At 64.8% G+C, this 22,588-nt stretch carries 18 protein-coding genes; 5 read left to right on the top strand and 13 right to left on the bottom strand.

Going from position 1 to position 22,588, the window contains the following annotated elements:
• Positions 1-20 precede the first annotated feature (20 nt).
• Together ADE01S_RS06840 and hisN are read right to left on the bottom strand one after the other, a co-directional pair.
• Positions 21-1,406, bottom strand: a complete 1,386-nt coding sequence (locus tag ADE01S_RS06840; protein ID WP_062680834.1) for a glutamine synthetase family protein — start codon at positions 1,404-1,406, stop codon at positions 21-23.
• Positions 1,407-1,466: 60 nt separating this feature from the next.
• Positions 1,467-2,273, bottom strand: coding sequence for a histidinol-phosphatase (gene hisN, locus ADE01S_RS06835; RefSeq protein WP_062680832.1), 807 nt, complete (start codon positions 2,271-2,273; stop codon positions 1,467-1,469).
• Between the two features lie 255 nt (positions 2,274-2,528).
• On the opposite strand from hisN, the gene ADE01S_RS06830 reads away from it, so the two are divergent.
• The 4 genes from ADE01S_RS06830 to ADE01S_RS06815 are packed head-to-tail and all read left to right on the top strand — an operon-like array spanning position 2,529 to position 7,092.
• Positions 2,529-3,536 (top strand): ABC transporter substrate-binding protein, encoded by a 1,008-nt coding sequence (locus ADE01S_RS06830; protein WP_087881321.1) that lies wholly within the window; start codon positions 2,529-2,531, stop codon positions 3,534-3,536.
• 47 nt (positions 3,537-3,583) lie between these two features.
• The gene (locus tag ADE01S_RS06825; protein WP_062680830.1) at positions 3,584-4,591 is read left to right on the top strand and encodes an ABC transporter ATP-binding protein; all 1,008 of its coding nucleotides are present in this window, start codon (positions 3,584-3,586) and stop codon (positions 4,589-4,591) included.
• A gap of 31 nt (positions 4,592-4,622) precedes the next feature.
• Positions 4,623-6,305: an ABC transporter permease subunit gene (locus tag ADE01S_RS06820; protein WP_062680828.1), complete on the top strand. Its 1,683-nt coding sequence runs from the start codon at positions 4,623-4,625 to the stop codon at positions 6,303-6,305.
• Positions 6,306-6,330: 25 nt separating this feature from the next.
• The gene (locus ADE01S_RS06815) at positions 6,331-7,092 is read left to right on the top strand and encodes a DeoR/GlpR family DNA-binding transcription regulator (protein ID WP_062680826.1); all 762 of its coding nucleotides are present in this window, start codon (positions 6,331-6,333) and stop codon (positions 7,090-7,092) included.
• Positions 7,093-7,099: 7 nt separating this feature from the next.
• On the opposite strand, the gene ADE01S_RS06810 is transcribed toward ADE01S_RS06815, so the two are convergent.
• From ADE01S_RS06810 to ADE01S_RS06795, 4 genes are all read right to left on the bottom strand, one after another.
• Positions 7,100-8,095 (bottom strand): Bug family tripartite tricarboxylate transporter substrate binding protein, encoded by a 996-nt coding sequence (locus ADE01S_RS06810; RefSeq protein ID WP_062680824.1) that lies wholly within the window; start codon positions 8,093-8,095, stop codon positions 7,100-7,102.
• 163 nt (positions 8,096-8,258) lie between these two features.
• Positions 8,259-9,857 carry a rhodanese-like domain-containing protein gene (locus tag ADE01S_RS06805; RefSeq protein ID WP_062680821.1) on the bottom strand — a complete coding sequence of 533 codons (1,599 nt, stop codon included), beginning with the start codon at positions 9,855-9,857 and terminating at the stop codon, positions 8,259-8,261.
• 5 nt (positions 9,858-9,862) lie between these two features.
• The gene (gene metC / locus ADE01S_RS06800; RefSeq protein ID WP_062680819.1) at positions 9,863-11,047 is read right to left on the bottom strand and encodes a cystathionine beta-lyase; all 1,185 of its coding nucleotides are present in this window, start codon (positions 11,045-11,047) and stop codon (positions 9,863-9,865) included.
• A gap of 2 nt (positions 11,048-11,049) precedes the next feature.
• Positions 11,050-11,637: a cysteine dioxygenase family protein gene (locus tag ADE01S_RS06795; RefSeq protein WP_062680817.1), complete on the bottom strand. Its 588-nt coding sequence runs from the start codon at positions 11,635-11,637 to the stop codon at positions 11,050-11,052.
• A gap of 114 nt (positions 11,638-11,751) precedes the next feature.
• Between ADE01S_RS06795 and ADE01S_RS06790 the strand changes: the two genes are divergently transcribed.
• Positions 11,752-12,627, top strand: coding sequence for a LysR substrate-binding domain-containing protein (locus ADE01S_RS06790; RefSeq protein WP_062680816.1), 876 nt, complete (start codon positions 11,752-11,754; stop codon positions 12,625-12,627).
• A 16-nt stretch (positions 12,628-12,643) separates the two neighbouring features.
• Here the strand turns inward: ADE01S_RS06790 and ADE01S_RS06785 are convergent, their stop codons facing one another.
• From ADE01S_RS06785 to ADE01S_RS06755, 7 genes are all read right to left on the bottom strand, one after another.
• The gene (locus ADE01S_RS06785; RefSeq protein ID WP_062680813.1) at positions 12,644-13,648 is read right to left on the bottom strand and encodes an asparaginase; all 1,005 of its coding nucleotides are present in this window, start codon (positions 13,646-13,648) and stop codon (positions 12,644-12,646) included.
• Positions 13,641-14,561 carry a ParB/RepB/Spo0J family partition protein gene (locus ADE01S_RS06780; protein WP_062680811.1) on the bottom strand — a complete coding sequence of 307 codons (921 nt, stop codon included), beginning with the start codon at positions 14,559-14,561 and terminating at the stop codon, positions 13,641-13,643. Before ADE01S_RS06780 ends, ADE01S_RS06785 begins: the two co-directional genes overlap by 8 nt.
• A gap of 43 nt (positions 14,562-14,604) precedes the next feature.
• Positions 14,605-15,429 carry a GNAT family N-acetyltransferase gene (locus ADE01S_RS06775; protein WP_062680809.1) on the bottom strand — a complete coding sequence of 275 codons (825 nt, stop codon included), beginning with the start codon at positions 15,427-15,429 and terminating at the stop codon, positions 14,605-14,607.
• Positions 15,430-15,438: 9 nt separating this feature from the next.
• The gene (locus ADE01S_RS06770; protein WP_062680807.1) at positions 15,439-16,239 is read right to left on the bottom strand and encodes a ParA family protein; all 801 of its coding nucleotides are present in this window, start codon (positions 16,237-16,239) and stop codon (positions 15,439-15,441) included.
• Complete coding sequence (gene rsmG / locus ADE01S_RS06765) at positions 16,236-16,892, bottom strand: 16S rRNA (guanine(527)-N(7))-methyltransferase RsmG (RefSeq protein ID WP_062681093.1); 657 nt, start codon at positions 16,890-16,892, stop codon at positions 16,236-16,238. Before rsmG ends, ADE01S_RS06770 begins: the two co-directional genes overlap by 4 nt.
• A 140-nt stretch (positions 16,893-17,032) precedes the next feature.
• Complete coding sequence (gene mnmG / locus ADE01S_RS06760; protein WP_062680805.1) at positions 17,033-18,952, bottom strand: tRNA uridine-5-carboxymethylaminomethyl(34) synthesis enzyme MnmG; 1,920 nt, start codon at positions 18,950-18,952, stop codon at positions 17,033-17,035.
• A 3,407-nt stretch (positions 18,953-22,359) separates the two neighbouring features.
• Positions 22,360-22,566, bottom strand: a complete 207-nt coding sequence (locus tag ADE01S_RS06755; protein WP_006216596.1) for a cold-shock protein — start codon at positions 22,564-22,566, stop codon at positions 22,360-22,362.
• Between the last annotated feature and the right edge of the window lie 22 nt (positions 22,567-22,588).

Here is a 22,588-nt window from a genome sequence, read left to right as displayed (position 1 = left end):
CGCAAGCGGGTGGATGGGGATCAGATGATTTCGAAGTAACGGGCCAGTTCCCAATCGGTCACGTGGCGTCTGAACTGGCGTTCTTCCCATTCCCGGGTCGCCACGTAATGCTCGACAAACGCGTCGCCGAACAGCTGGCGCGCGGCTTCGGATGCGCGCAGGCGCTGGGCGGCCTCCCACAAGGTATTCGGCAGCCGCAAGTGGCCGGGAAACTGCTGGGTATAGGCATTGCCCTGCACCATCGGCTCCGGCTCCAGGCCCTGTTCGATGCCGTGCAGGCCGGACGCGAGCGCGGCGGCCAGGGCCAGGTACGGGTTGGCGTCGGCCGACCCGATGCGCACTTCGACCCGCTGCGATTTGTCGCTGCCGGGGATGAGCCGCAACGCGGTGGTGCGGTTCTCCATGCCCCACGTGGCATCGAGCGGCGCCCAATACCCCGGCACCAAACGCGAGTAGCTGTTGACGGTCTGCGCATATAAGGCCATGAACTCGGGCAGATAGCGCTGCACCCCGGCCATGAACGAGGACTGCGTCGCGCTCATGCCGTGCGGGCGCGATTCGTCGAAGAAGGCGGAGCGGCCCGTCTTCCTGTCACGCAACGACAGATGGATGTGACCGCTCTGGCCCGGATGGTCGTGCGACCACTTCGCCATGAAGGTCGCCATCAGCCCATTCTGCTGCGCCAGCGCCTTGGTGAAGGTCTTGAAGAGAAACGCCTTGTCCCCGGCCGCCGCGGCCAGGTCGACCGCGATGGCGGCCTCCAGCACGCCCGGCCCCGTCTCGGTATGCAGGCCCTCGATGGGCATGTCCATGCGTTCGCACATGTCCAGGAGCTTGCGGTAGAAATCGCCTTCCACCGTGCTGCGCAACACCGAGTAGCCGAAGTTGCCGGGGGTCCAGTTTTCGAGGTTGCGGTAGTGTTTCGCGCGCACCGAGTGCGGCGTTTCACGGAACATGAAGAACTCGTATTCCAGGGCGGCGTAGGCGTCGTAGCCCATGGCGGCGGCGCGGTCCAGGATCCGGTGTAGCAGGCGCCGGGGGCAGATGGCGCCCGCCTCGCCCTCGAACTCCGCGAGGAACAGCAGCATGTCCTCGCCCCCCGGGCCTTGTTCGAGGGGCAGCCGGCGGCCTGTATGCGGGACGATCCTGAGCTTGGCGTCGGGATAGGCGGTATGCCAGCCGGTGTACTTGGTGTTGTCGTAGAGCTGGTCGTCGAGATCCCAGCCGAACACCACGTCGCAAAATGCCAGCCCCGAGCGCAGCGCGCCCAGGAATTTGTCGCGGCGCAGGTACTTGCCCAGCATGACGCCGTCGACGTCGGACAAGCCGACCTTGATGTGCGAGAGCGTGCTGGCTTGCACCAGCCGCTCCGCGTCTTCCACCGTTGCTACCCCTAGTGCATGCATGCTCGTTCACCTCGATGTGGCTGAAGCGTTGCGTTGACCTGCGGGCGGGCGGCGCGGCATTCAGGCCATGGCCGCCCCCAGCACCCGCATCGCCTGGCGATGCAGCTGCGGCGTGGCGGCCGCGACCACGCGGCCCTGGGAACCGAGGCCCAGCGGCTGCCCCGACCAATCGGTAATGACGCCGCCAGCCCCTTCGATCACGGGCATCAGCGCCAGGTAGTCGTACGGCTGCAGGCCGGCCTCGACCACCAGGTCGACGTGGCCGCTGGCCAGGAGTCCGTAGCTGTAGCAGTCGCCGCCGTAGCGGCGCATGCGCGCCGCCTGCGCCAGCGCGTCGAAACCGGCCAGCTCCGCGCCGGCGAAGATATCCGGCGAGGTGGCGTAAAGGATGGCCTGGCGCAATTCGGTACAGCCGCTGACGCGGCAGGCCTCGCCATTCAGGCTGGCGGGCAGGTCCGCCGCGCCGATCCAGCGTTCATCGAGCATGGGGATGTCGATCAGCCCGAACACGGGCCTGCCCCGGTGCAGCAGGGCCAACAGCGTGCCCCATAGCGGATTGCCGGAAATGAAGGCGCGCGTGCCGTCTATGGGGTCCAGCGACCACACCAGCTCGGCCTCGGCGCGCGATGCGCCGAATTCCTCGCCGAAGATGCCATGCTCCGGGTATTCCCGGGCAATGGCCTCGCGCAAGGCGGCCTCGACCTCCCGGTCGGCCTGGGTGACCGGGCTTTCGTCCGCCTTGGTATCGACCGCGAGCGGATGCCGGAACCATTTGCGCGACAAGGGCCGGACCTTGTCCGCCAGCCCCTGGGCGAACGAGGAATAGGCGGCCAGCTGCGGCGGGGATAGCGGCAATGAAGTCTGCATCGAGGATGCCTCCAGGCACGGCGCGGCAGGATGCGCCCAAGCCAGATAAATGCTCCCGCGCCGCCCCGGAAGGGCGTGCTAGCTGGGGCCGGCCCTAGGCCAAAAAAATCCCTGCCTACAGGTTTTTCCAGTCTAGACACGTTGCCACAAATTTGCAAACATACATAAAACTGCAACTCGCTTCCTGGTCTTGCAGGCCGCAGTCCGCATACGTAGCTCGCCACCGTTGCCGTGTATTCCCACCGGAGTCCCATCATGCAATGTATGAAGAAGCTCAGTCTTGTGGTTGCAGTAATTTCCCTAAGCTATGCGCAGGCGCATGCCGGCGCGATCACCGTCTACACCGCGCTCGAAGAAGACGAGATCGCGGCCTACCTGAAGGCGGCCAACGCGGCCATGCCCGACCTCAAGGTCAATGTGCTGCGGCTGTCCACCGGCGACCTGGGCGCGCGCCTGATCGCCGAGGCTTCCAATCCGCAGCAGGACGTCATCTGGGGGTTCGCCGTCAGCAACATGCTGGATCCGCGCCTGCAGAACCTCCTGGAACCCTATGCCGCCAAGGGCATGGATGCCCTGCCCGCGCAGTACAAGGGGGCCGACAAGAAGTGGTTCGCCGCCACCGGCTACGTGGCCGCCTTCTGTGTGAACACCGACAGGCTGAAGTCCAAGAACCTGCCCATGCCCACGTCCTGGGAAGACCTGGCCAAGCCGGTCTACAAGGGCGAGATCGTCATCCCCAGCCCGGCGGCTTCCGGCACGGGCTACCTGCAGATTGTCGCGCTGCTGCAGGGCCTGGGCCAGGAAAAAGGCTGGGCCCTGCTCAAGGACCTGGACAAGAACGTGGCGCAGTACACGCCCTCGGGCTCGCGCCCCTGCAAGATGGCGCGCGCCGGCGAGTACGCGATCGGCGTGTCCTTCGCCTTCCCGGCCATGCAGTCCATCGAAGAGGGCTACCCCATCAAGATGGTGATCCCCGCCAAATGGGTGGGCTATGAACTCGAAGCATCCGGCCTGATGAAGACGGCCAAGAACCCGGCCGACGCCAAGCGCTTCCTCGACTGGACCCTGTCCGAACAGGCGGGCGGGCTGTACAGCAAGTACAAGGAACTCGTGACCATCCCGGGCGCCGCCCCCAACAAGGCGGCGGAAGCGGCGGGGCTGCCCAAGGACCTGGGCACGGTGCTGTATCCCGTGGACTTCCAGAAATCGGCGGCGGAACGCGACGCCACGATCAAGACCTGGCAGGACACCATCAAGCGTTGACGGCTTGGCGGCCGGCCGCGCCGGCCGCCGCCCGTCCTGGAGACGCCATGTACCTGGAATTGCGCGGAATACGCAAGACGTTCGACGGATCGGTCGCGCTCGAAGACATCGACCTGTCCGTCGGCGAGCATGAATTCGTCTGCCTGCTCGGTCCCAGCGGCTGCGGCAAGACCACCTTGCTGCGCATCGTGGCCGGGCTGCTGCCATTCGACCGCGGCGCCATCACTCTGGGCGGGCGGGACCTGAGCGCCCTGCCCGCGCGCAAGCGAGGCTTCGGCATCGTTTTCCAGTCCTATTCCCTGTTCCCCAACATGACCGTGGCCGAGAACGTCGGCTACGGGCTGCGCATCCGCGGCGAGTGCCGCGAGCGCATCGCGTCTCGGGTGCGGGAGCTGCTGACGCTGATCAAACTGCCCGACTACGCCGGACGCTATCCGCACCAGCTGTCTGGCGGCCAGCAGCAGCGCGTGGCATTGGCGCGCGCGCTGGCGGTGGATCCCGCGTTGATCCTGCTGGACGAACCCTTGTCCGCGCTGGATGCCCGCGTGCGCACCGACATGCGCGCCGAAATCCACGAGGTGCAGCGCCGCCTGAAGATTCCGACCATCATGGTGACCCACGATCAGGAAGAGGCGCTGACGCTGGCCGACAAGATCGTCTGCATGAACGACGGCCGCATCGAACAGGTGGGCTCGCCCTCCGACCTGTACCTGCGGCCGCGCACGCGCTTCGTGGCGAACTTCATCGGGTTGAGCAATCTGCTGCCGACGGACTGGGTGCGCGATGCCATGCCCGAACTGCTGGCCACGCGGCCCGAAGGCGCAAGCGAGCGCTACGAAGCCTGCCTGCGGCCCGAGAACCTGCGCGTGGCGGCGGACGAACGCGGCGCCGGCCGCGTGCAGGACATGACGTTCATGGGCAATCTCACCCGCCTGCGCGTCGCCTGGCGCGGGCGCGAACTGGTCGTGGAACAGCACGGCGCCGCCGGACTGTCGCGGGGCGCCCCCGTGCGCCTGGACGCGGAGCCGGGCCAGTGCGCCTGGGTCAGCGTATGAGGAGCGCTCTCCTTTCGCGAGGAATCCCTGCATGAGCGCCTCCCACGCAAGCACGGCCATCGCGGCGCCGGCAGGGCGCGCGCCCTGGTCGGCGGACCGGCTGCTGCTCTGGACCTGCGTCGGCATCCCGATGGCGGGCCTTGCGCTGTTCTTCCTCTATCCGCTGGCCACCGTCGCCTGGCACAGCCTGGTCGAAAAGGACGGCTCGATCGGCCTGGGCAACTACGCCGAAGTCTTCGCCACCCGGGGCATCCTGACCGCCACGCTGAACAGCCTGGTCATGAGCGTCGCCACCACCGCCGTCAGCATCGTGCTGGGCTTCGCCATCGCCTACGGCCTGGACCGCAGCTGCATGCGCGGCAAGGCCGTCGTGCGCGTGGCGCTGGTGCTGCCGCTGCTGGCCCCGTCGCTGGTGCAGGGCCTGGGGCTGATCTTCCTGCTGGGGCGCAATGGCCTGGTGCATCGCTGGACAGGCTGGGAAATCGATATCTACGGATTCTGGGGCCTGCTCATCTCCAATGTGTTCTACGCCCTGCCCCAGGCGGTGCTGATCCTGCAGGCGGCGCTGCGCAATATGGACGCCCGCTATTACGACGCGGCGGAAGTCATGGGCGCGTCCAGCGCCCGACAGTTCTTCGACATCACCCTGCCCAACTGCAAGTTCGGCCTGCTCAGCGCGGCCTTCGTGGTGTTCGTCATCACCATCACCGACTTCGGCAATGCCGCGGTGATCGGCGGCAACTACCGCGTGCTTGCGACCGAGATTTATAGCCAGGTATCCGGCCAGATGAACTTCGGCATGGGATCCGTGGTGGGCATCCTGCTGCTGTTGCCGTCGTTGATATCGGTGCAGATAGAACGCGTGGCCTCGCAGCGCCAGTTCGGGTCGGCTTCGCCCAGCGGCCTGCCGGTCACGCCGCAGCCCGCCCGGGGACGCGACACGGCCTTCGGCATCGGCGTGCTGCTGGCCTGCGGCACCATCATCGTCACCGTGGCCACGGTGGTATTCGCCAGCTTCATGCGGCTCTGGCCCTATCGCATGGAATGGACGCTGAAGCACTACGACATTACGGTCAGCGGCGGCTACGCGCCTCTCTGGACTTCGCTGTACCTGTCGCTGGCCGCCGCCGGCGGCGGCGTGCTGCTGCTCTTCTTCCTGAGCTTCGGCGTGTGCCGCATCCCGCGCGCCTGGGCCAAGCCCGTGTACATGCTGGCGGTCCTGCCCGTGGGCGTGCCGGGCCTGGTGCTGGGCCTGTCCTATATCTTCGCCTTCAACGCGCCCGGCACGCCGCTATACGCGCTCTACGGCAGCGCCGCCCTGATCGCCCTGTGCAATTTCTACCACTATCACACGCAGGGTTTCCTGACGATGATGACGGGCATGCGCGCCGTGCCCCAGGCCCTTGAGGAAGCGGTCAGCTGCCTGGGAGGCGGCACGCTGCGGGTGCTGCGCGACGCGGTGCTGCCGCTCATCGGGCCGACCGTGCTCGGCGTGTTCTTCTTTTTGTTCATGCGCTCCATGGTCACCCTTTCCGCGGTGATCTTCCTGGTCACGCCGTCCGTCAGCGTTGCGCCGGTTTCCGTACTGCGCCTGGACGAAGCCGGATTCGTGTCGCAGGCGGCCGCCTATTCAACGCTTATCATGCTGGTCGTGGGAGGTTCCCTGCTGGTGTTGCGCGCGCTCATTGCCTGGGCCGCGCGGCGGCGGACATAGGGACATAGACTAGGAAGCATCGGACATGTGGCAAGAAGAGCGGTATCAGAGAATCCGCGCCCTGCTGTCTTCATTGCAGCAGGTATCGACCGACCGTATCGTCGGAGAACTCGGGGTATCGCGCGAAACCGTCAGGCGCGATCTGCTGGAACTGGAAGCGCTGGGAGAACTGCGCCGCGTGCACGGCGGCGCCGTGCCGGTGCACAGCGAGCCTCCCATCGCGGAACGCGTGCACACCCGCGTCAAGTACAAGCGCGCCATCGCCCGCGCGGCGGCGGGCCTGGTGTCCAGCGGCCAGACCCTGTTCCTGGATGCCGGCAGCACCACCAGCGTGCTGGCCGACGAACTGGCCAAGCTGTCCGGCCTGACCGTCATCACCAACTCTTTCGACGTGGCCTTGAAAGTGGGCACTGCGGGCAGTGGCGCGAACCAGCTCATCATGCTGGGCGGCTCGGTCGGCGGCCCGGTGTGCGCCACCGCCGGCGAGATCACCATCGCGGAGATACACCGCTACCGCGCCGACCTGGCCCTGCTGTCGCCGGTGGGCGTGGACGCGGAATGCGGCGCCACCAACTACGACCTGCGCGAGGCCGAAGTGGCGCGCGCCATGACCGCCAACGCCAAGCAGCTGGTGCTGCTGGCCGATTTCAGCAAGATCGGCCTGTGCAGCCGGGTGTCCTATTGCGGCGCCGACCGCATCGACCACCTGGTCACGAACACCAGCGCGCAGAAGTCGGCGGCCTTTGCCGCCTTGAAGTCGGCGGTCGGCCGCGTCGTCGCCGTCTGAGGCGGCATCAATCCAGCGACACGCCGGCGGCCTTCACCATGCCGGCCCAATAGACCGTGTCTTCCTGCAGCCGCGCCTTGAACGCATCGGGCTGGCTGCCCACCGCCCAGCTGCCGCCGCTGTTGATCTTCGCGATCACGCTGGGCGATTTCATCGCCTGCCCCACCGCTTGCGCCAGATAGGCGATGCGCTCGGGCGGCGTGCCCGCCGGCGCGAAGAGCCCGTACCAGTCATCGGCGGTGATCCCTTCCATGCCCGCCTGCTTGAGCGTGGGCGCGCCCTTGAACAGGCCGATGCTGTTTTCGTGGCTGAGCGCCAGGATGCGCAACTTGCCCGCGGCGACCATGGGCTCGGCCGATGCCGGGGAAGTGATCAGCATGTCTACCGTGCCGCCCATCAGGTCGGTGATGGCCGGCGCCGCGCCGCGGTACGGCACGTGCACGAGCTTCACGCCCGCCTTCTGCGACACCAGCGCGCCCATCAGGTGGCTCATGGTGCCGTTGCCGGGCGTGGCGTAGGTGATGACGCCAGGCTGCTTGCGCGCCGCTTCCAGGTAGTCGTTCAGGGTCTTGTACGGGCTCTCGGTGCGCGCCACGAGCACCAGCGGCGCGGACGTGATCTGCGAGATGGGCGTGAAATCCTTCAACGGATCGAAGCCCACGTTCTTGTACAGGCGCGGATTGACGGCCATCACGCTGGTCTGCGACATCACCAGGGTATAGCCGTCGGCCTTGGCGCGCGACACCTGCGCGGTGCCGAGGTTGCCGCCGGCGCCCGAGCGGTTTTCCACCACCACGCTCTGGCCGGTGATGGTGCCGAGCTCCTGGGCGATGAGGCGGGCGACGCCGTCGTTGCCGCCCCCGGGCGGGAACGGCGACACGATGGTGATGGCCTGCCTGGGATAGTCGGCCAGCGGCGCGGGCGCCTGGGCATGGACGGCGCCTGCCCACAACAGGCCGGCAATGGCCGCGGTCCTGCAAACGTTCGATGCGATGTGCTTCATCTGGATTTCCCCTTGTGTTGGCGGCCGCTGATTCGGCCGTCCTTTGCGTTCCGGTTCCCCATGAACCGTCCGCACCCCGGCGGCGCGCGCCGCGGGGCGTACTGTCTGTGTGGATGCATCGGCCAGGCCGCCGGCCCCCTACGGGCCCGGACGGCGCGGCCTCTCAACGGGCCGGGAAGCGGTAGGCCGCGCGCTCGCGTTCGTCTATCTGCCTGACCAGGTTGGTCTCCCAGGCCAGGTACTGGCGCGCCGCCGCCTTGTTGCCGTCGTGGCGGTCATGCACGAAGAACAGGTAATCGATGCACTCGGCGTCGGCGGGCTCGGCGGGCGTGGATTCGAGCGCGATGCCCTGCCCCGACCAGCTGGCCGGCGTGCCGGCATTGGCGCTGATATCGTTCACGCCCAGCGCCCGCAGATCCTGCGCCGCCCATGCGGCCAGCGCGATGTCTTCGGCCAGCAGCACCACCGGCCGCGAAGCGTCCAGGCGCAGGCGGTCGAAACGCGGACGGATCGCCCAGCGCGCGCCGGCGATATGCTGGGCGCGGTAGCGCATCCCGGGCCGGATATCGAGAAGCTGCGCGCCTTGCGTCAACGCGGCGGCGAGCTCGGCGTCGTCCAGCACGCGGATAGCCGGCGCCGGCGTGTCGTCCTCGGCGCGTGGCAGCGCGGCGTTCACGCCTTCCTTCAGCACGCTGGCGTCCCAGCCCATCTGCCTGAGCCAGCTGGCGATGACCGGCGCGCGCACGCCTTCGGCATCGAACACCACGATGCGCGCGCCGCGCACGGCGACGTACTGGTCGGTGGCCTGGATCAACTGCCCGCCCGGCGTATGCTGCGCGCCGGGCAGGCTGCCCCGCGCGTATTCCTCCGCGCTGCGCACATCGCACAGGAACGTGCTGCGCGTGCCGTCGCGCAGCCACGCCTGGACCTCGCCCGCGGAAACCGTGGGCACGCCATGGCGCTCCCCCAGCGCGGCAGAGCGTTGCGCCAGCGCGGGCACGTCCTGCGCGGCAATGTCGTCGCCATAGCGGCGCAGCGCGCCGTGCTCCAGCTGCAGGTCTTCCAGATACCAGCCCTGCGTGCCGTTTTCCAGGGCATAGACGGGATTGGGCACGCCCAGGTTGATCAGCGTCTGCGCGCCGATGATGCTGCGCGTGCGGCCGGCGCAATTGATGACGATGGTGGTCCGGGGGTTGCTGGCCAGCGTATGGGCGCGCAGCGCCAGTTCGCCATTGGGGCAGCACACGCCGCCCGGAATGCTCATCTTCTGGTATTCGGCATAGGGCCTGCCGTCCAGCACGATCAGGTCGTCGCCGCGCCGCTGGCGCTCGGCCAACTCGCGCGCGCCGATGCGCGGGGTGTGGAAAACTTCTTCGGCCAGTTCGCCGAACGTTTTGCTGGGCACGTTCACGCCGGCGAATGCGGCGTAGCCATCCTGCCGCCACTGGGCGATGCCTCCGGCCAGGCGGTGCACGTGGGTGTAGCCCAGCGCGGCCAGGGCGCGCGCCGCGCGCGCGGCCGTATCGTCGACGCCCCCCTCGTCATAGACCGCCATCCGCACATCGCACCGCGGCGCCAGCCGCAGCACCTCCACCTCCAGCCGGCTGTAGGGCACCGGCACGGCGTAGAACAGGTGGGACTCGCCATACTGGCCATGCTCGCGCACATCCAGCAGGGCGATCTCGCCGCCGTCATGCAGCCATTGCTTGAGCGTGTGCGAGTCGACGTCGGCGACGGAAGAATTTTGGGTGGGGTGCGTCATCGGATTCAGAGGGAACGGGAAACGGGGGAAAGCGCGGACAGCGCGTGTTCGAGATCGGCGATCAGGTCTTCGGGATCCTCCAGGCCGATATGCAGGCGCGCCATGGCCCCGCGCGGCTCGGCTTCGGGCAGAGACCGGCAGCTTTCCAGGCGCACCGGGATCACGAGGCTTTCAAAACCGCCCCACGAAGCGCCGATGCCGAAAAGCTGGAGGGCGTCGATCAGGCGCTCGACGTCCTCGTCGCGGTATTCACGGGAGAACTCCACCGTCAGCAGGCCGTTGGCGCCGCGGCAGTCGCGCTGCCAGAGCGCATGCGAAGGATCTCCCGGCAAGGCCGGGCACAGTACCCGCGCCACTTCCGGGCGACCCAGCAGCCAATCCGCGACGCGCAAGGCGCTGCGGGCGTGCTGGGCCAGGCGCAGCGGCAGCGAACGCATGCCGCGCAGCACCAGATAGGCGTCATCGGCGCCAACGGTCTGGCCCAGGTCTATGGTGGCGCGCTCCAGGGCGCGCCAGGCGCGCGCGTTGGTCACGACGGCGCCCATCATCACGTCGGCATGTCCGCCCAGGTATTTGGTGGCCGCCAGGATGGAGATGTCCGCGCCCAGTGCGAGCGGCTGCTGGAGCAGGCCGGACGCCCAGGTGTTATCCACAGCCAGCCAGCACTCGTGCCGGCGCGCCAGTTCCGCGAGCGCGGGCAGGTCCGGCATCTCGTAGGTCAACGAGCCGGGGGATTCCGCGTAGATCATCCGCGTGTTGGGGCGGATGAGCGCCGCGACGCCGGCGCCGTCCGGCCGGTAATAGGTGTATTCGATCCCCAGCCGCGACAGGTGCTCGGCGCAGAAACGGCGCACGGGCTCGTACACCGCGTCGGTAAGCAGCACATGGTCGCCGGCCCGCAGATAGGCGAGCAGCACGGTGGCGATCGCCGCCTGGCCCGTGGGGTACAGCTTGGCGCGATGGCCGGCCTCAAGCTCGATCAGCGCGTCTTCGAGCGCATGGGTGCTATCCGTGCCGCGCGCGCCGTAGGACGGCAGGCGTTCCTCTTCGCGGCGGGCGCGCGTATCGCGCCAGGCCTGCACGCTGTCGAAGACGTACGTGCTGGCGCGCGTGACGGGCGTATTCACCCAGCCTTGGTGGGGACGCCCGGCGCGCAGCAGGCGCGTGGCGGGCCGCAGGCGCTTTTCCATGATCAGCGCCGCGTCTGCACGCCGATCGGCATGACCTTGCACGTGCCGGCTTCCAGGTCGAACGCCAGGCGTTCATTCAGGGTTTCCAGCGCGCGTCCATACATGTGCAGGTGGCGGATGACGCTGTCGCCCTGGATTTCCACGGCATGGATGTCGTCCGGCATCAGCGCGATGCCGGCGCCCGGGCCGACGACGACGGTGCCGGTCTTTTCCAGGCGGCCCACGCCGGCCACGGAGCCGTCGTCGAGGCGGTCGTAGACGTAGTTGTGCTCCACGCCTTCCACGGCGGCGATACAGGCCCAGGTCGTGTGATTGTGCGGGACGATCTGCTTGCCGGGGCGCATCACGTTCAGGTAGAGCGCATAGCTTTTGTCGGCATCTTCGGCGATCAGGTAGCGCGCCTGGCGCTCGCCGTCTTCCGGAGCGGGATAGCGGTCCGCGGCCCACCAGTCGGTGTGAGCCGCCAGCCCGACGAGCTCGTCCAGGACCAGCTTCAGACTGTCTCGGTTCAGCCCCTTATTTCCTACAGTTTTCTTAATATTTCCGATGGCGCCGTCGATGCCGGCTTGATGAGGATGCGGATTGCTCACTTTGATTTTCCCTGTCGTCGGTCGTTATCGGATTTAATGTATCCCCCGGTTCGACCTCGAACAATTTAAATTGCCTTAATATCCCATTAGCGTTCCTAATACTTTGAAGCTTCCATGCGCAACCTGGACCTGGACCTGCTCCGCACCCTGACCGCCATCGCCCAGTACGAAACGTTCTCGGAAGCGGCCAACCGGCTCTACAAAACGCAGTCGGCCGTCACGCAGCAGATGCAGCGGCTGGAATCCACCATCGGCCAGCCGTTGTTCGAAAAACAGGGCCGCAACAAAGTGCTGTCGTCCCACGGCCGGCGCCTGGTGGAGTACGCCCGGCACATCCTCGCCATCAACGACGAGGCGCTGCGCGCCCTGCAGGACGGACCGCTGGAAGGAGACCTGCGGCTGGGCGCGCCGCTGGACGTGGCGGACACCATCCTGCCCACGCTGCTCATGCATATCGCGCGCTCGGCGCCGCGCGTGAAACTGGAGATCCGCACCGACCGCAGCCCGTTCTTGATGGACGCGCTGCGGGCCGGCGAGATCGACCTCACGATCTCCACGCGTTTCGACCAGGACTTCGAGGGCGTGGCCTTGCGCACTTCGCCCACGGTGTGGCTGGCGTCCGCGGACTATGTCCACGACCCGCACGCGCCGGTGCCGCTCGTGCTGGCTGACGAGCCCAGCATCTTCCGCCGCCTGGCTCTCAATGCGCTGGAGCAGGCGCGCGTGCGCTGGCATACCAATTACGTGGCGCCGAACCTGGTGGGGATAAAGGCGGCGCTGCGCGCGCGCCTGGGCGTGACGGCGCGCAGCGTGGAACTGCTGGGACCGGAGATGCGCGTGCTGGGTGAAAAGGAAGGATTGCCGCCCTTGCCGGACGTGACGTACTTCCTGTGGATAAGGCGCGACCTGATCAATCCGCTGACGCGGCAGGTCTATGACATGCTGCGGACCAATCTCGGCCTGGCGCAGCAAGGCGACGTGGCGGCCTAGCCGCCACGCCCCTTCTTCAATAGCGGTCGAACAGGCGCTGCAAGGCCACCGCGTCCCGCGTGAGGGACAGGCCCAGCATCAGCAGGATGCGCGCCTTTTGCGGATTCAGGTCGCGCGCGGCGACGAATCCCATGCCGCCATCGTCGATCTCGACATCGCGCGCCACGAACCCGCTGCCGGTGCGACTGGAGCGCACGATCGCCACGCCGCCGGCCGCCGCGCGCAGCAATCCGTCGATGGCGAGATCGGTTGCATTGCCGTCGCCGACGCCTGCCAGCACGATGCCGTCGGCCGCGCCTGCCAGGAAATCGATCAGGTCGGCCTGAAGATCGGCGTGCGCATAGACCACGTCCACGCGAGGCCATCCGGCCTTCTCCAGCAATGCGAGTGAAAACTCGCTTTCAGTGGTGTGCGCGGTGGTGTTGCGGGAATAGAAGACCGGCGCGCCGCCATGCATTACGCCGGCGCGGCCCCGGTTCGGCGAGCCGAACGCGCACAATCCGGCGCTGGCGATCTTCTGGATCTCGCGCGCGTAGTGCACGTCCTCGTTCATGACGACGAGCGGCCCGCGGCCGCGGGCGTCGGGATGGCGCGCCAGCGCCACGGCGTTATACAGATTGGCCGGGCCCTCGGCGCCCAGCGCGGTGGCGGGACGCATGGCGCCCACCAGCACGATGGGCTTATCGTGGCGGATCACCAGGCTGAGGAAATACGCCGTCTCTTCCAGCGTGTCCGTGCCGTGCGTGATGACGATGCCCGCCACCGATGCGTCCTGGCACAACGCGTCCACGCGGCTGGCCAGGGCCCGCCACACGTCGTGCGTCATGTTCTGGCTGCCGACGTTGGCGATCTGTTCGGCGCGGATGTCGGCGATGCCCGCCAACTGCGGCACGGCGGCCAGCAGGTCGGCGACGGAGAACGACCCCGCCTTGTAGCCCGCGGAGGTCGCGTCGGCCTGGGCGCCGGCGATCGTGCCGCCCGTCGCCAATACGGCGATGACAGGCAGCGCGCGATCAGGCATCCACCACTCCGGACAGTCCCTGGCGTTCCAGCAGGGAATTCAGGTGCTCCCAGCCGTGGAAATCGATGACGATCTGCCCTTTTTCCTTGGCGCCCACCTTCAGCGCAACGCGCGTGCCGAGATGGTCGGACAGGGCTTCTTCGAGGCGGGTCAGGTCGCGCGATGCGCCATTGGCCTTTTTCTTGGGCGAGGCGGACGCGTCGGCGTCCTTGGCGGTCTTGGCGACCAGCTTTTCGGCTTCGCGCACCGACAGGCGGCGCGCGATGATCAGGTTGGCCAGCTGGATCTGCGTGGCCGCATCCACGGCCAGCAGCGCGCGGGCATGGCCCATGTCCACGTCGCCGGCCAGCAGCATGGTCTGCACCGGCGCGGCCAGGTTGAGCAGGCGCAGCAGATTGCTGGTGGCGGAACGCGAGCGGCCGATCGCCTGCGCGGCCTGTTCATGCGTAAGGCCGAATTCGTCCAGCAAGCGGCGCACGCCCTGCGCTTCTTCCAGGGGATTGAGGTCTTCGCGCTGGATGTTCTCGATCAGCGCCATGACTGCCGCATTCTCGTCGGCCACCTCGCGGACCAGCACGGGCACTTCCTTCAGGCCGGCGATCTGGGCGGCGCGGAAACGGCGTTCGCCCGCGATGATTTCGTAGTGGCCGGGGGCGGCTTCGCCCAGCGCGCGCACGAGAATGGGTTGCATGATGCCTTGCGTGCGGATCGATTCGGCCAGCTCGCCCAATGCGCCCTCGTCCATGCGCGTGCGCGGCTGGTATTTGCCAGCGCGCATCTTCGAGACGGGCAACGTGGACGGCGGACCCTCGGGCTTGGCCGCGGCCTTGCCGATGTTATCGATGGCGGGCGCGTCGGCGCCGAGCAAGGCGTCCAGTCCGCGGCCCAATCCCTTGGGTTTCTTGGTGGCCATAGTTAAATCCTCTTTCCTTCTGTTTTTGTATTTCGAGCAAGGCTCAGGCTTCCGCGTGCTCGGCGGGCAAGCGGTACCAATACGCGTAACAGTCTTTGAAACCGTAGCGGCCATACAAGGCGCGCGCGGCTGAATTTTCCGGCTCAACCTGCAAATAGGCTGTCGTGGCGCCGCCGGCAGCGCCCTCCGCCAATAAATGTTCCACCAGGGAGCCGGCATAGCCTTTGCGCCGCTGCCCGGGGTCGGTCACGATGTCGAACAGGCCCAGCAGATCGCCGTCGCGGACGGCCAGGCCCGCGGCCATGGCCTGCCCGACCGCGTCCGTTGCGAGCACCGGCTGGATATCCACAGCCAGCCCTTGAAGGCGCGTCCTGTGTTCATAGACGTGCCCGGGCAACGAGCCGCGCATCTCCCCCACCGCCGCCGCGAAGCGCCCGGCATCCACCGTACGGAATTGCAGGTCGCCCCGGGCGCAGGGCCTGGGGACGAGCGGCGTGCACATGACTCGGGTCTCGTCGGTGAGGGTATAGCCGCGGGACTCCAGCTCGGCGTCGAGGGAAAAATCGGGGCCGATGGAGGTAATGCGCAACACCATGGGCAGGCCATGGCGCGCATACAACGATGAACAATACGCCAGCCGCTCGTCGAGCGTACGTGTGGATAACCCCAGCACATTCACGCTGCGGACGCGCTTGGCCGCCGAATGCGCGAAACGCACCAGCCAGCCATCATAAAGCACCTGGGCGCCGACCGCCGTCGCGTTCAACGCGGCTTCCTCCAGACGCGTGCGCAGGCCGTCGCGCGCATCGGCGGGCGGCGGGCGACGAAGGGACGTCTGTATCGGAGCAAGGCGCGCGGAAGCGGACATGGATGCGGCTTACTTCAAGTCCTTCTTTACGCGCTCGATCATTTCGGCACCAAATGAAATGTAGGCCTGGGCGCCGCGTGACGCGCGGTCATAGATGACGCCGGGCATGCCGTAACTGGGTGCTTCGGCCAACCGCACGTTGCGCGGCACGACGGTCTTGAAGACCTTGTCGCCGAAGTGCGCTTCGAGCTGGGCGGACACCTGCTGTTGCAAGGTCATGCGCGGATCGAACATCACGCGCAAAAGGCCGATGACGCGCAGGTCGTCGTTGATATTGCGATGCACGCGCTTGATGGTGTTGACCAGATCGGAGAGGCCTTCCAGCGCGAAGTACTCGCACTGCATCGGAATGATGACGCCATGGGCGGCGGCCAGACCGTTCAAGGTCAGCAGGGACAGCGTGGGGGGGCAATCGATCAGGACGAAATCGTATTGGCTCGAAACGGTGTCGATTGCGGCCTTCAGCTGGCGCTCGCGCTGTTCCATCTGCACCAGGTCGATCTCGGCCCCGGAGAGCTCGCGGTTGGCCGGCAGCACATCGTAGCCGCCCGACTCGGAACGCACGCGCGCCTGCTCGATGCTGGCTTCGCCGATCAGCACCTGGTAGAGATTCGACTCAAGCGAATTCTTGTCGATGCCGCTGCCCATCGTGGCGTTGCCTTGAGGGTCCAGGTCCACCAGCAGCACACGTTGGTTGTGCGTGGCAAGGCCCGCCGCCAGATTGATGGCGGTCGTCGTCTTGCCCACACCGCCCTTCTGGTTGGCAATGCAGAATACGCGGGCGGCTGTGCTGGGGGGTATGTTCTTCATAGGGTTCCTTGACTACGGCGCAGCCAGATCAGGCAGCGTTCCGCTTGCAGTTCCGGCACGCGGAGCGGCTGAATATGATCGACTTGCCATTCCCCGCGCGCATGCAGCGCCTGGATCTCATCCTCGGGGAGCTTGCCCTTCATGGCGACGAGGGTACCATCGTTGCGCACGTGACGACCTGCGAGTTGCGCAAAATCGTCCAAGGATGCAAAGGCGCGCGACGTGACAATGTTGCACTGGGCGGGCTCCAGCGTTTCGATGCGTGCATGGCGCGCCTGCAGGTTGGGCAAGGCCAGTACGCCGCTCATCTGGCGCACGAAGGCAGTCTTCTTTTCGACCGCATCCACGCAGGTCACGGACCAATCGGGTCGCATGATCGCCAGGACAACCCCAGGCAGGCCTCCGCCCGATCCGACGTCGTAGACCTTGGCGCCGGTGCCCGGCGCGCCCAGCGCCTCGCTGAAGGGCCTTACGGCCGCAAGGCTGTCGAACAGATGCTGGACCAGCATCTGCTGCGGGTCGCGGATCGCCGTGAGGTTGTAGGTGCGGTTCCAGCGCTGCATCTGGGACAGGTAGTCCAGCAGCTTGGCCATCGCGCCCGCGTCGGCATCCAGCCCCAGCTGCTCGCACGCGCGAGAGAGGCGGCCGGCCATGTCGGTTCCGGCCTGATCGGCATGCGGACGGCCTTCGCGCTCCGCGCCACGGTATTCGCCCTTGGGGCGGCCCGGCGGGCTCATAGGACTGCCTTCGCGCTCCGCGCTGCGGTATTCGCCCTTGGGGCGGCCCGGCGGGCTCATGCCGCTTGCTTGCGCGAGCCGTAATGCAGGCGCTTCAAGTGGATGAGGAGCAGCGAAATGGCGGCGGGGGTGACGCCGGAGATCCGCGCGGCCTGGCCGATGGTTTCGGGACGATGCGTCTTGAGCTTCTGGCGCACTTCGAACGACAGGCTGGTCACCGCGTCGTAATCGACGTCCGCGGGGATGGGCTGCTGTTCGTGCGCGATGTGCTTCTGCACCTCGTCCTGCTGGCGCGCGATGTAGCCGGCGTACTTGACCTGGATCTCGACCTGCTCGGCCAGCACCTCGTCCGCCGATACGCCCGGGCCGGCCAGCAACGTGCCGTCCGTACCGCGGGCGGACATCAGGGCTTCGTAGGAAACGTTGGGCCGTTTCAGCAGGTCTGCTAGTGAGTACTCACGTTCAATTGCCTTGCCCAGCAGCGGTTCTGCGACTTCGGCAGGCAGCACGCGAGGATTCACCCATGAGGACTTCAACCGTTCGACTTCGGCGGCGACGGCATCGCGCTTGCGATTGAAAGCGTCCCAGCGCTGGTCATCGACGATGCCAAGCCGGCGACCGATTTCCGTCAACCGCAGATCGGCGTTGTCTTCGCGCAGGCTCAGGCGATATTCCGCCCGCGAGGTAAACATGCGATAGGGTTCGGTCACGCCGCGCGTAACCAGGTCGTCGACCAGCACGCCCAGGTAGGCTTCGTCCCGCCGCGGCGTCCACTGCTCTCGTTCCAGCGACAGAAGAGCGGCGTTGGTGCCGGCGAGCAAACCCTGCGCGGCGGCCTCTTCATAACCCGTGGTGCCGTTGATCTGGCCTGCAAAGAACAGACCGTCGATCGCCTTGGTCTCAAGGGTGCTCTTCAATCCACGTGGATCAAAGTAGTCGTATTCGATGGCATAGCCGGGACGCAGGATGTGGGCATTCTCCAGACCCGGGAGGGAATGGATCAGCGCCAGCTGTACATCGAACGGCAGGCTGGTCGACACGCCGTTCGGGTAGACCTCATGCGTGTCCAGGCCCTCGGGTTCGAGGAAGACCTGGTGCGACTCCTTGTCCGCGAAGCGGTGGATCTTGTCTTCAATCGACGGGCAGTAGCGCGGCCCCACCCCTTCGATCACCCCGCTGTACATGGGCGAACGATCCAGGCCGCCACGGATGATGTCATGCGTGCGCGAGTTGGTATGCGTAATCCAGCAAGGCAGCTGCCGCGGATGCATCGCGACATTGCCCAGGTACGAGAAAACGGGGATCGGATCGAGATCGCCCGGCTGCTCTTCGAGCACGCTGTAGTTGATCGAACGGCCGTCGATGCGCGGAGGCGTGCCCGTCTTCAGGCGGCCTTGCGGAAGCTTGAGTTCCTTCAGGCGCTGCCCGAGGGAAATGGCGGGAGGATCCCCCGCCCGGCCGCCCGAGTAGTTCTGCAGCCCCACGTGGATCAGACCATTGAGGAACGTGCCCGCGGTCAGCACGACCGTCTTGGCTCGGAACTTCAGGCCGATCTGGGTGACGGCTCCCACGACACGGTCGCCCTCCACAATCAGGTCTTCGACGGCCTGCTGGAACAGCCAAAGATTGGGCTGGTTCTCCAGGCGGCCGCGGATAGCCTTGCGGTAAAGCACACGGTCGGCCTGGGCGCGGGTAGCGCGCACTGCCGGCCCCTTGGACCCGTTCAGGATTCGGAACTGAATGCCCGACTCGTCGGTCGCCAATGCCATCGCACCGCCCAGGGCGTCGACTTCTTTGACGAGATGGCCTTTGCCGATCCCACCGATGGAGGGATTGCAAGACATTTGGCCTAGGGTTTCGATGTTATGCGTGAGCAGCAGCGTCTGGGCGCCGGTGCGAGCCGCGGCCAGAGCGGCCTCGGTGCCGGCGTGGCCGCCACCAACGACGATGACATCGAATGTGCGGGGATAGTCCATGATGGGGAGGTAAGAGAGCGTTCGGTGCTCATTATAGAGGCAGGCTTAGCATGTTTCACGTGAAACATGTTTCGGTGCAGCAAAGGACCATGCGCTGAGCAAACCGTCGTAGGCAAATGGCAACGACCAGGCGGTAGCCGTGCACAATATGTCGGCATTTGCCGGCGTTTCACTCCCATGTTTCACGTGGAACATCTGCAAGGGATGTAACGCCCTACCCCACTTTCTCCGGCGTGTTTGGTCCGCTGCCTTCTTTTGTGCTGCTAGTTCGACCGGCGAATCTCCTCTCGACCAGCCTGGATCACTCATGTTCCACGTGAAACATCGAGGCCATACCCAGGGCGCCAGCGCATATCGTGATCGGCCAAACCCGATCCGCAGCCGCATGAAGAGCGCTCGGATCTCATGTTTCACGTGGAACATCTGTCTGGCAGGCAGGCATCGGTCTGGACTGACCGCCGCTCATACCACCCAACATACCGCGTAGGCCCCGAGCCAACCGGGTATCCTCGCCGCCTGACCGCCCTATATATGGATCCTTCAATGGCGCGCATACCGTGGACGCTCCCATAGACCCAGCTCCAAAGGCCAACTTAGGACTTGAATGAGTTGTCATTCAGCGCGGCCCAGGGCGACAAGGCACGATATTCGCGACGATATGAAGGACCAATCCTTCGCCTCGTTCTCCTGGCCCCCTGATGCAGGCGTCCTGGGAGCGAGTAATGCCGATGAATACCTATGCCCTATTTAGCCCTGGCCTCCTCGCTGAAGGATAAGTCCACCTTCCTGTCTGTGGCCCGGCAATCCAGGCGATGGCCACTTTCTAGGACACGTTACCTTGCAGCCTGTGCTTGAGGCGCACACCTAGGCTAGATCTTGCAGCATCCAATAGCCCTGGCTATCGAGCCAATCTATACAACGCCAATGCCTATGTTTCACGTGAAACATAGGGAGCCTGAGCGTGTCTTTGACCGCCAACTTGTGGCAATCCCTTAGTATGGGCCGCCCCTAAGGTGTGGCTGTCCCGTCCGTTTATACAGCCGAGAATTGCCGTGACTTTCACTGATTCCGAAAGCTCAACAAGGGGGGGGGGTGAGATAAAGAACTGCCATTGTTTCACGTGAAACATCGCAAACCAGGCGCCCTGTTCCCTGCTCAACCAGCGACCCTACCCCCCAATCAATGCATGTTCTATGCTGAGGCACAACTCTTCTCCTTGCCTCAGCTGATGAGAACCGGTCCTTTGGCGGCGTCTGATGTCTCGACGGAGGTAGTGCGTCCCGCAATAACTGCCGTTGTTTCACGTGAAACAGCACCTCGTCCAGGGGCCACGTCAATTAGAAGCAGCCCTGTGTTGGCCCCATAGCACCAGACACTATCCCTTTCGGGATTCATAAACACCACTCAAGGCTTCGGATAGATACTCAAACTATGAGTCGATTGATCCTTCAAGGACCTGTTGTTCCACGTGAAACAGCTCATTCGGACGATGATCGTCAGCTAAAAGCAAAGATGAAACTAGCTCCAATGTTCCACCACTATCCGCCGAAGGACCATCGCGATGAGATTGGTATCTCACAAATCATCTGGCAGTTCGCTCTGTCCCATTCAACTCCACGACAGAACTGTCGAAGAAAATTCGACTTTTTAGACCCTACCCTACCCCTACCCCTAAAACTTCCTTTTTTTGTTGTTTCACGTGAAACGAGGACGGCCACAGCAGCTGCGCATGCTAGCGAATGTCATGAACGCAAACCGGGGATAATGGGTGCCACCGTTTGAGTGCAGCCTCGGGCAATGGATGGCTCTTGAGAGCATGGCGCATACGCACATGAAAGTCGTGGTTCATTCGACCCAAAAAAAAGCGCGTGGAAATTTTTCTCGATCCCGTTGACTGCTGCATCCGCGACGACCAAGTTCATAACAGGGTTATCAACACCCGAGCCTGCAAACCAATAAGATTGGCCAGGCGTTTCACGTGGAACAAGTTTGGGGATAAGTCGGCCAAACAATCCGCGCCGGGCCCAAAAGATCGGCCGCGACTCATGCAGATATCAAAGTGCCCAGATCCATGAAAATGCACAAATGCGCAACGCCGTCCCTATGAGAGCGGGCTGTCGGGCATGGATAAAAGACGGAAAAGAGGCGCAGGAGGAAGCGCAAAGGCGGGCACTCCGCGAACGCGAAATGCCGTGGAAAACTTTGTGGATAAGATGCGGACCCCAACCCTTGGGCACGGAAAAGCACGATCCTGGCCAGCAGGTTTGTCCACGGGAACTATGCCCCCATGGAACAGTCCAAATCGCCTGCCGATCGCGCCTATCGACTTATCCCCAGTTTTATCCAATGCTGGTTTCATCCCGCGTGTTTGCCGAGCCTACACACGCCGCGACCGCAAGATTCATTGACCAGGCAATTATCTTGCGCTCGTCCTGTCAACCCCGCCATCATCCATTTGGCTGAGATTCCAGTTATCTTCCGCACGTTGTGGAAAACCCGCGGGCTTGAAAATGCACAACCAGGATCTGCATCGATGCGCCGTCCTTTCTCGGATGAACAGGCCGGCCGGTACCGGCAAACTTACTCATACCATCGCCCGCCGACCCCGCTATCCCCATTTCTATCCACAGGAAGCAAACAGGATTTTGGAAGCCAAAAGACTTAATTCTGTGCATAACCGCGATGGGGATATCTTTGTGAACAACCGTCCCCGGATGCCCACAAAATCAACGCATGGGGCCACAAAAAATAATCCCTGCCCTATCCGTCGCTCCTTGCAAAAGCAGCGGAAAAACGCGCCAAACGCCGGTATTTGCGAGGGAAAAGCGGCTTTTCCCCTTAGGGCTCGCTAAGCTGGATAGTCCTCGACCAGAGCCCCTGGCAGGCGCGGGCAGATTCACGAAAAACTGGGATAACTGTGCAAAAGCACAAGGCGAATAACCCCGTTGCTTCATTACTGAGCATGAAAATACTCATGCCCAAAAATAATTATCCACAAACTTATCCACGGACCGAGAATATGTTAGTGGGCACTAACATATGGCGAAAGGCAGGCGTGAAAGCCAGCCCCAAATGAAAGAATGCCCCGGCAGGAGACCGGGTCGTAGTGGTCAAGCTCGGCCTGGCCAGCTTTGATCTGGTCTATCCAAGCCTGAAGGAAAATTGCATTCTGCCGATTCAGAGCGGACGAACTCCAACCGCCCGGCGTCTTTAGCGAACGGCCCTTCATTTCGAATTCCACTTTCCAGGCGCCGTTCCCACCGCGACGAAAAGTATCGGTGAAAGCCACCCTATGCCAGACGCAGGCGCGGAACCCGGCCCCAAACGAAACAACGCCCCAGACCCGAGGGTCTTGGGGCGTTGCAGCCAGGCCTGGCCTGGCGGACGGGAAATTGGGATTTCCCGATTTAGAGCGGGCGAATTTCGGCCGCTTGAGGTCCTTTCGGACCATCCTTGACTTCGAATTCGACTTCCTGGCCTTCGTTCAGGCTGCGATAGCCGCGGCCCTGGATGGCGGAAAAGTGTGCGAAAACATCGGTACCGCCGACGTCCGGAGTAATGAAACCGTAACCCTTGTCAGCGTTGAACCACTTAACTTTGCCCTTCTGAGCCATTTTTTCTAGCGTCCTGTAATTA

The organism is Achromobacter denitrificans NBRC 15125 (assembly GCF_001571365.1).
In the GTDB taxonomy this organism is placed as follows: domain Bacteria; phylum Pseudomonadota; class Gammaproteobacteria; order Burkholderiales; family Burkholderiaceae_B; genus Achromobacter; species Achromobacter denitrificans.
Note: the sequence above shows the minus strand (reverse complement) of the source record. Positions and strands in the feature narration are given on the sequence as shown.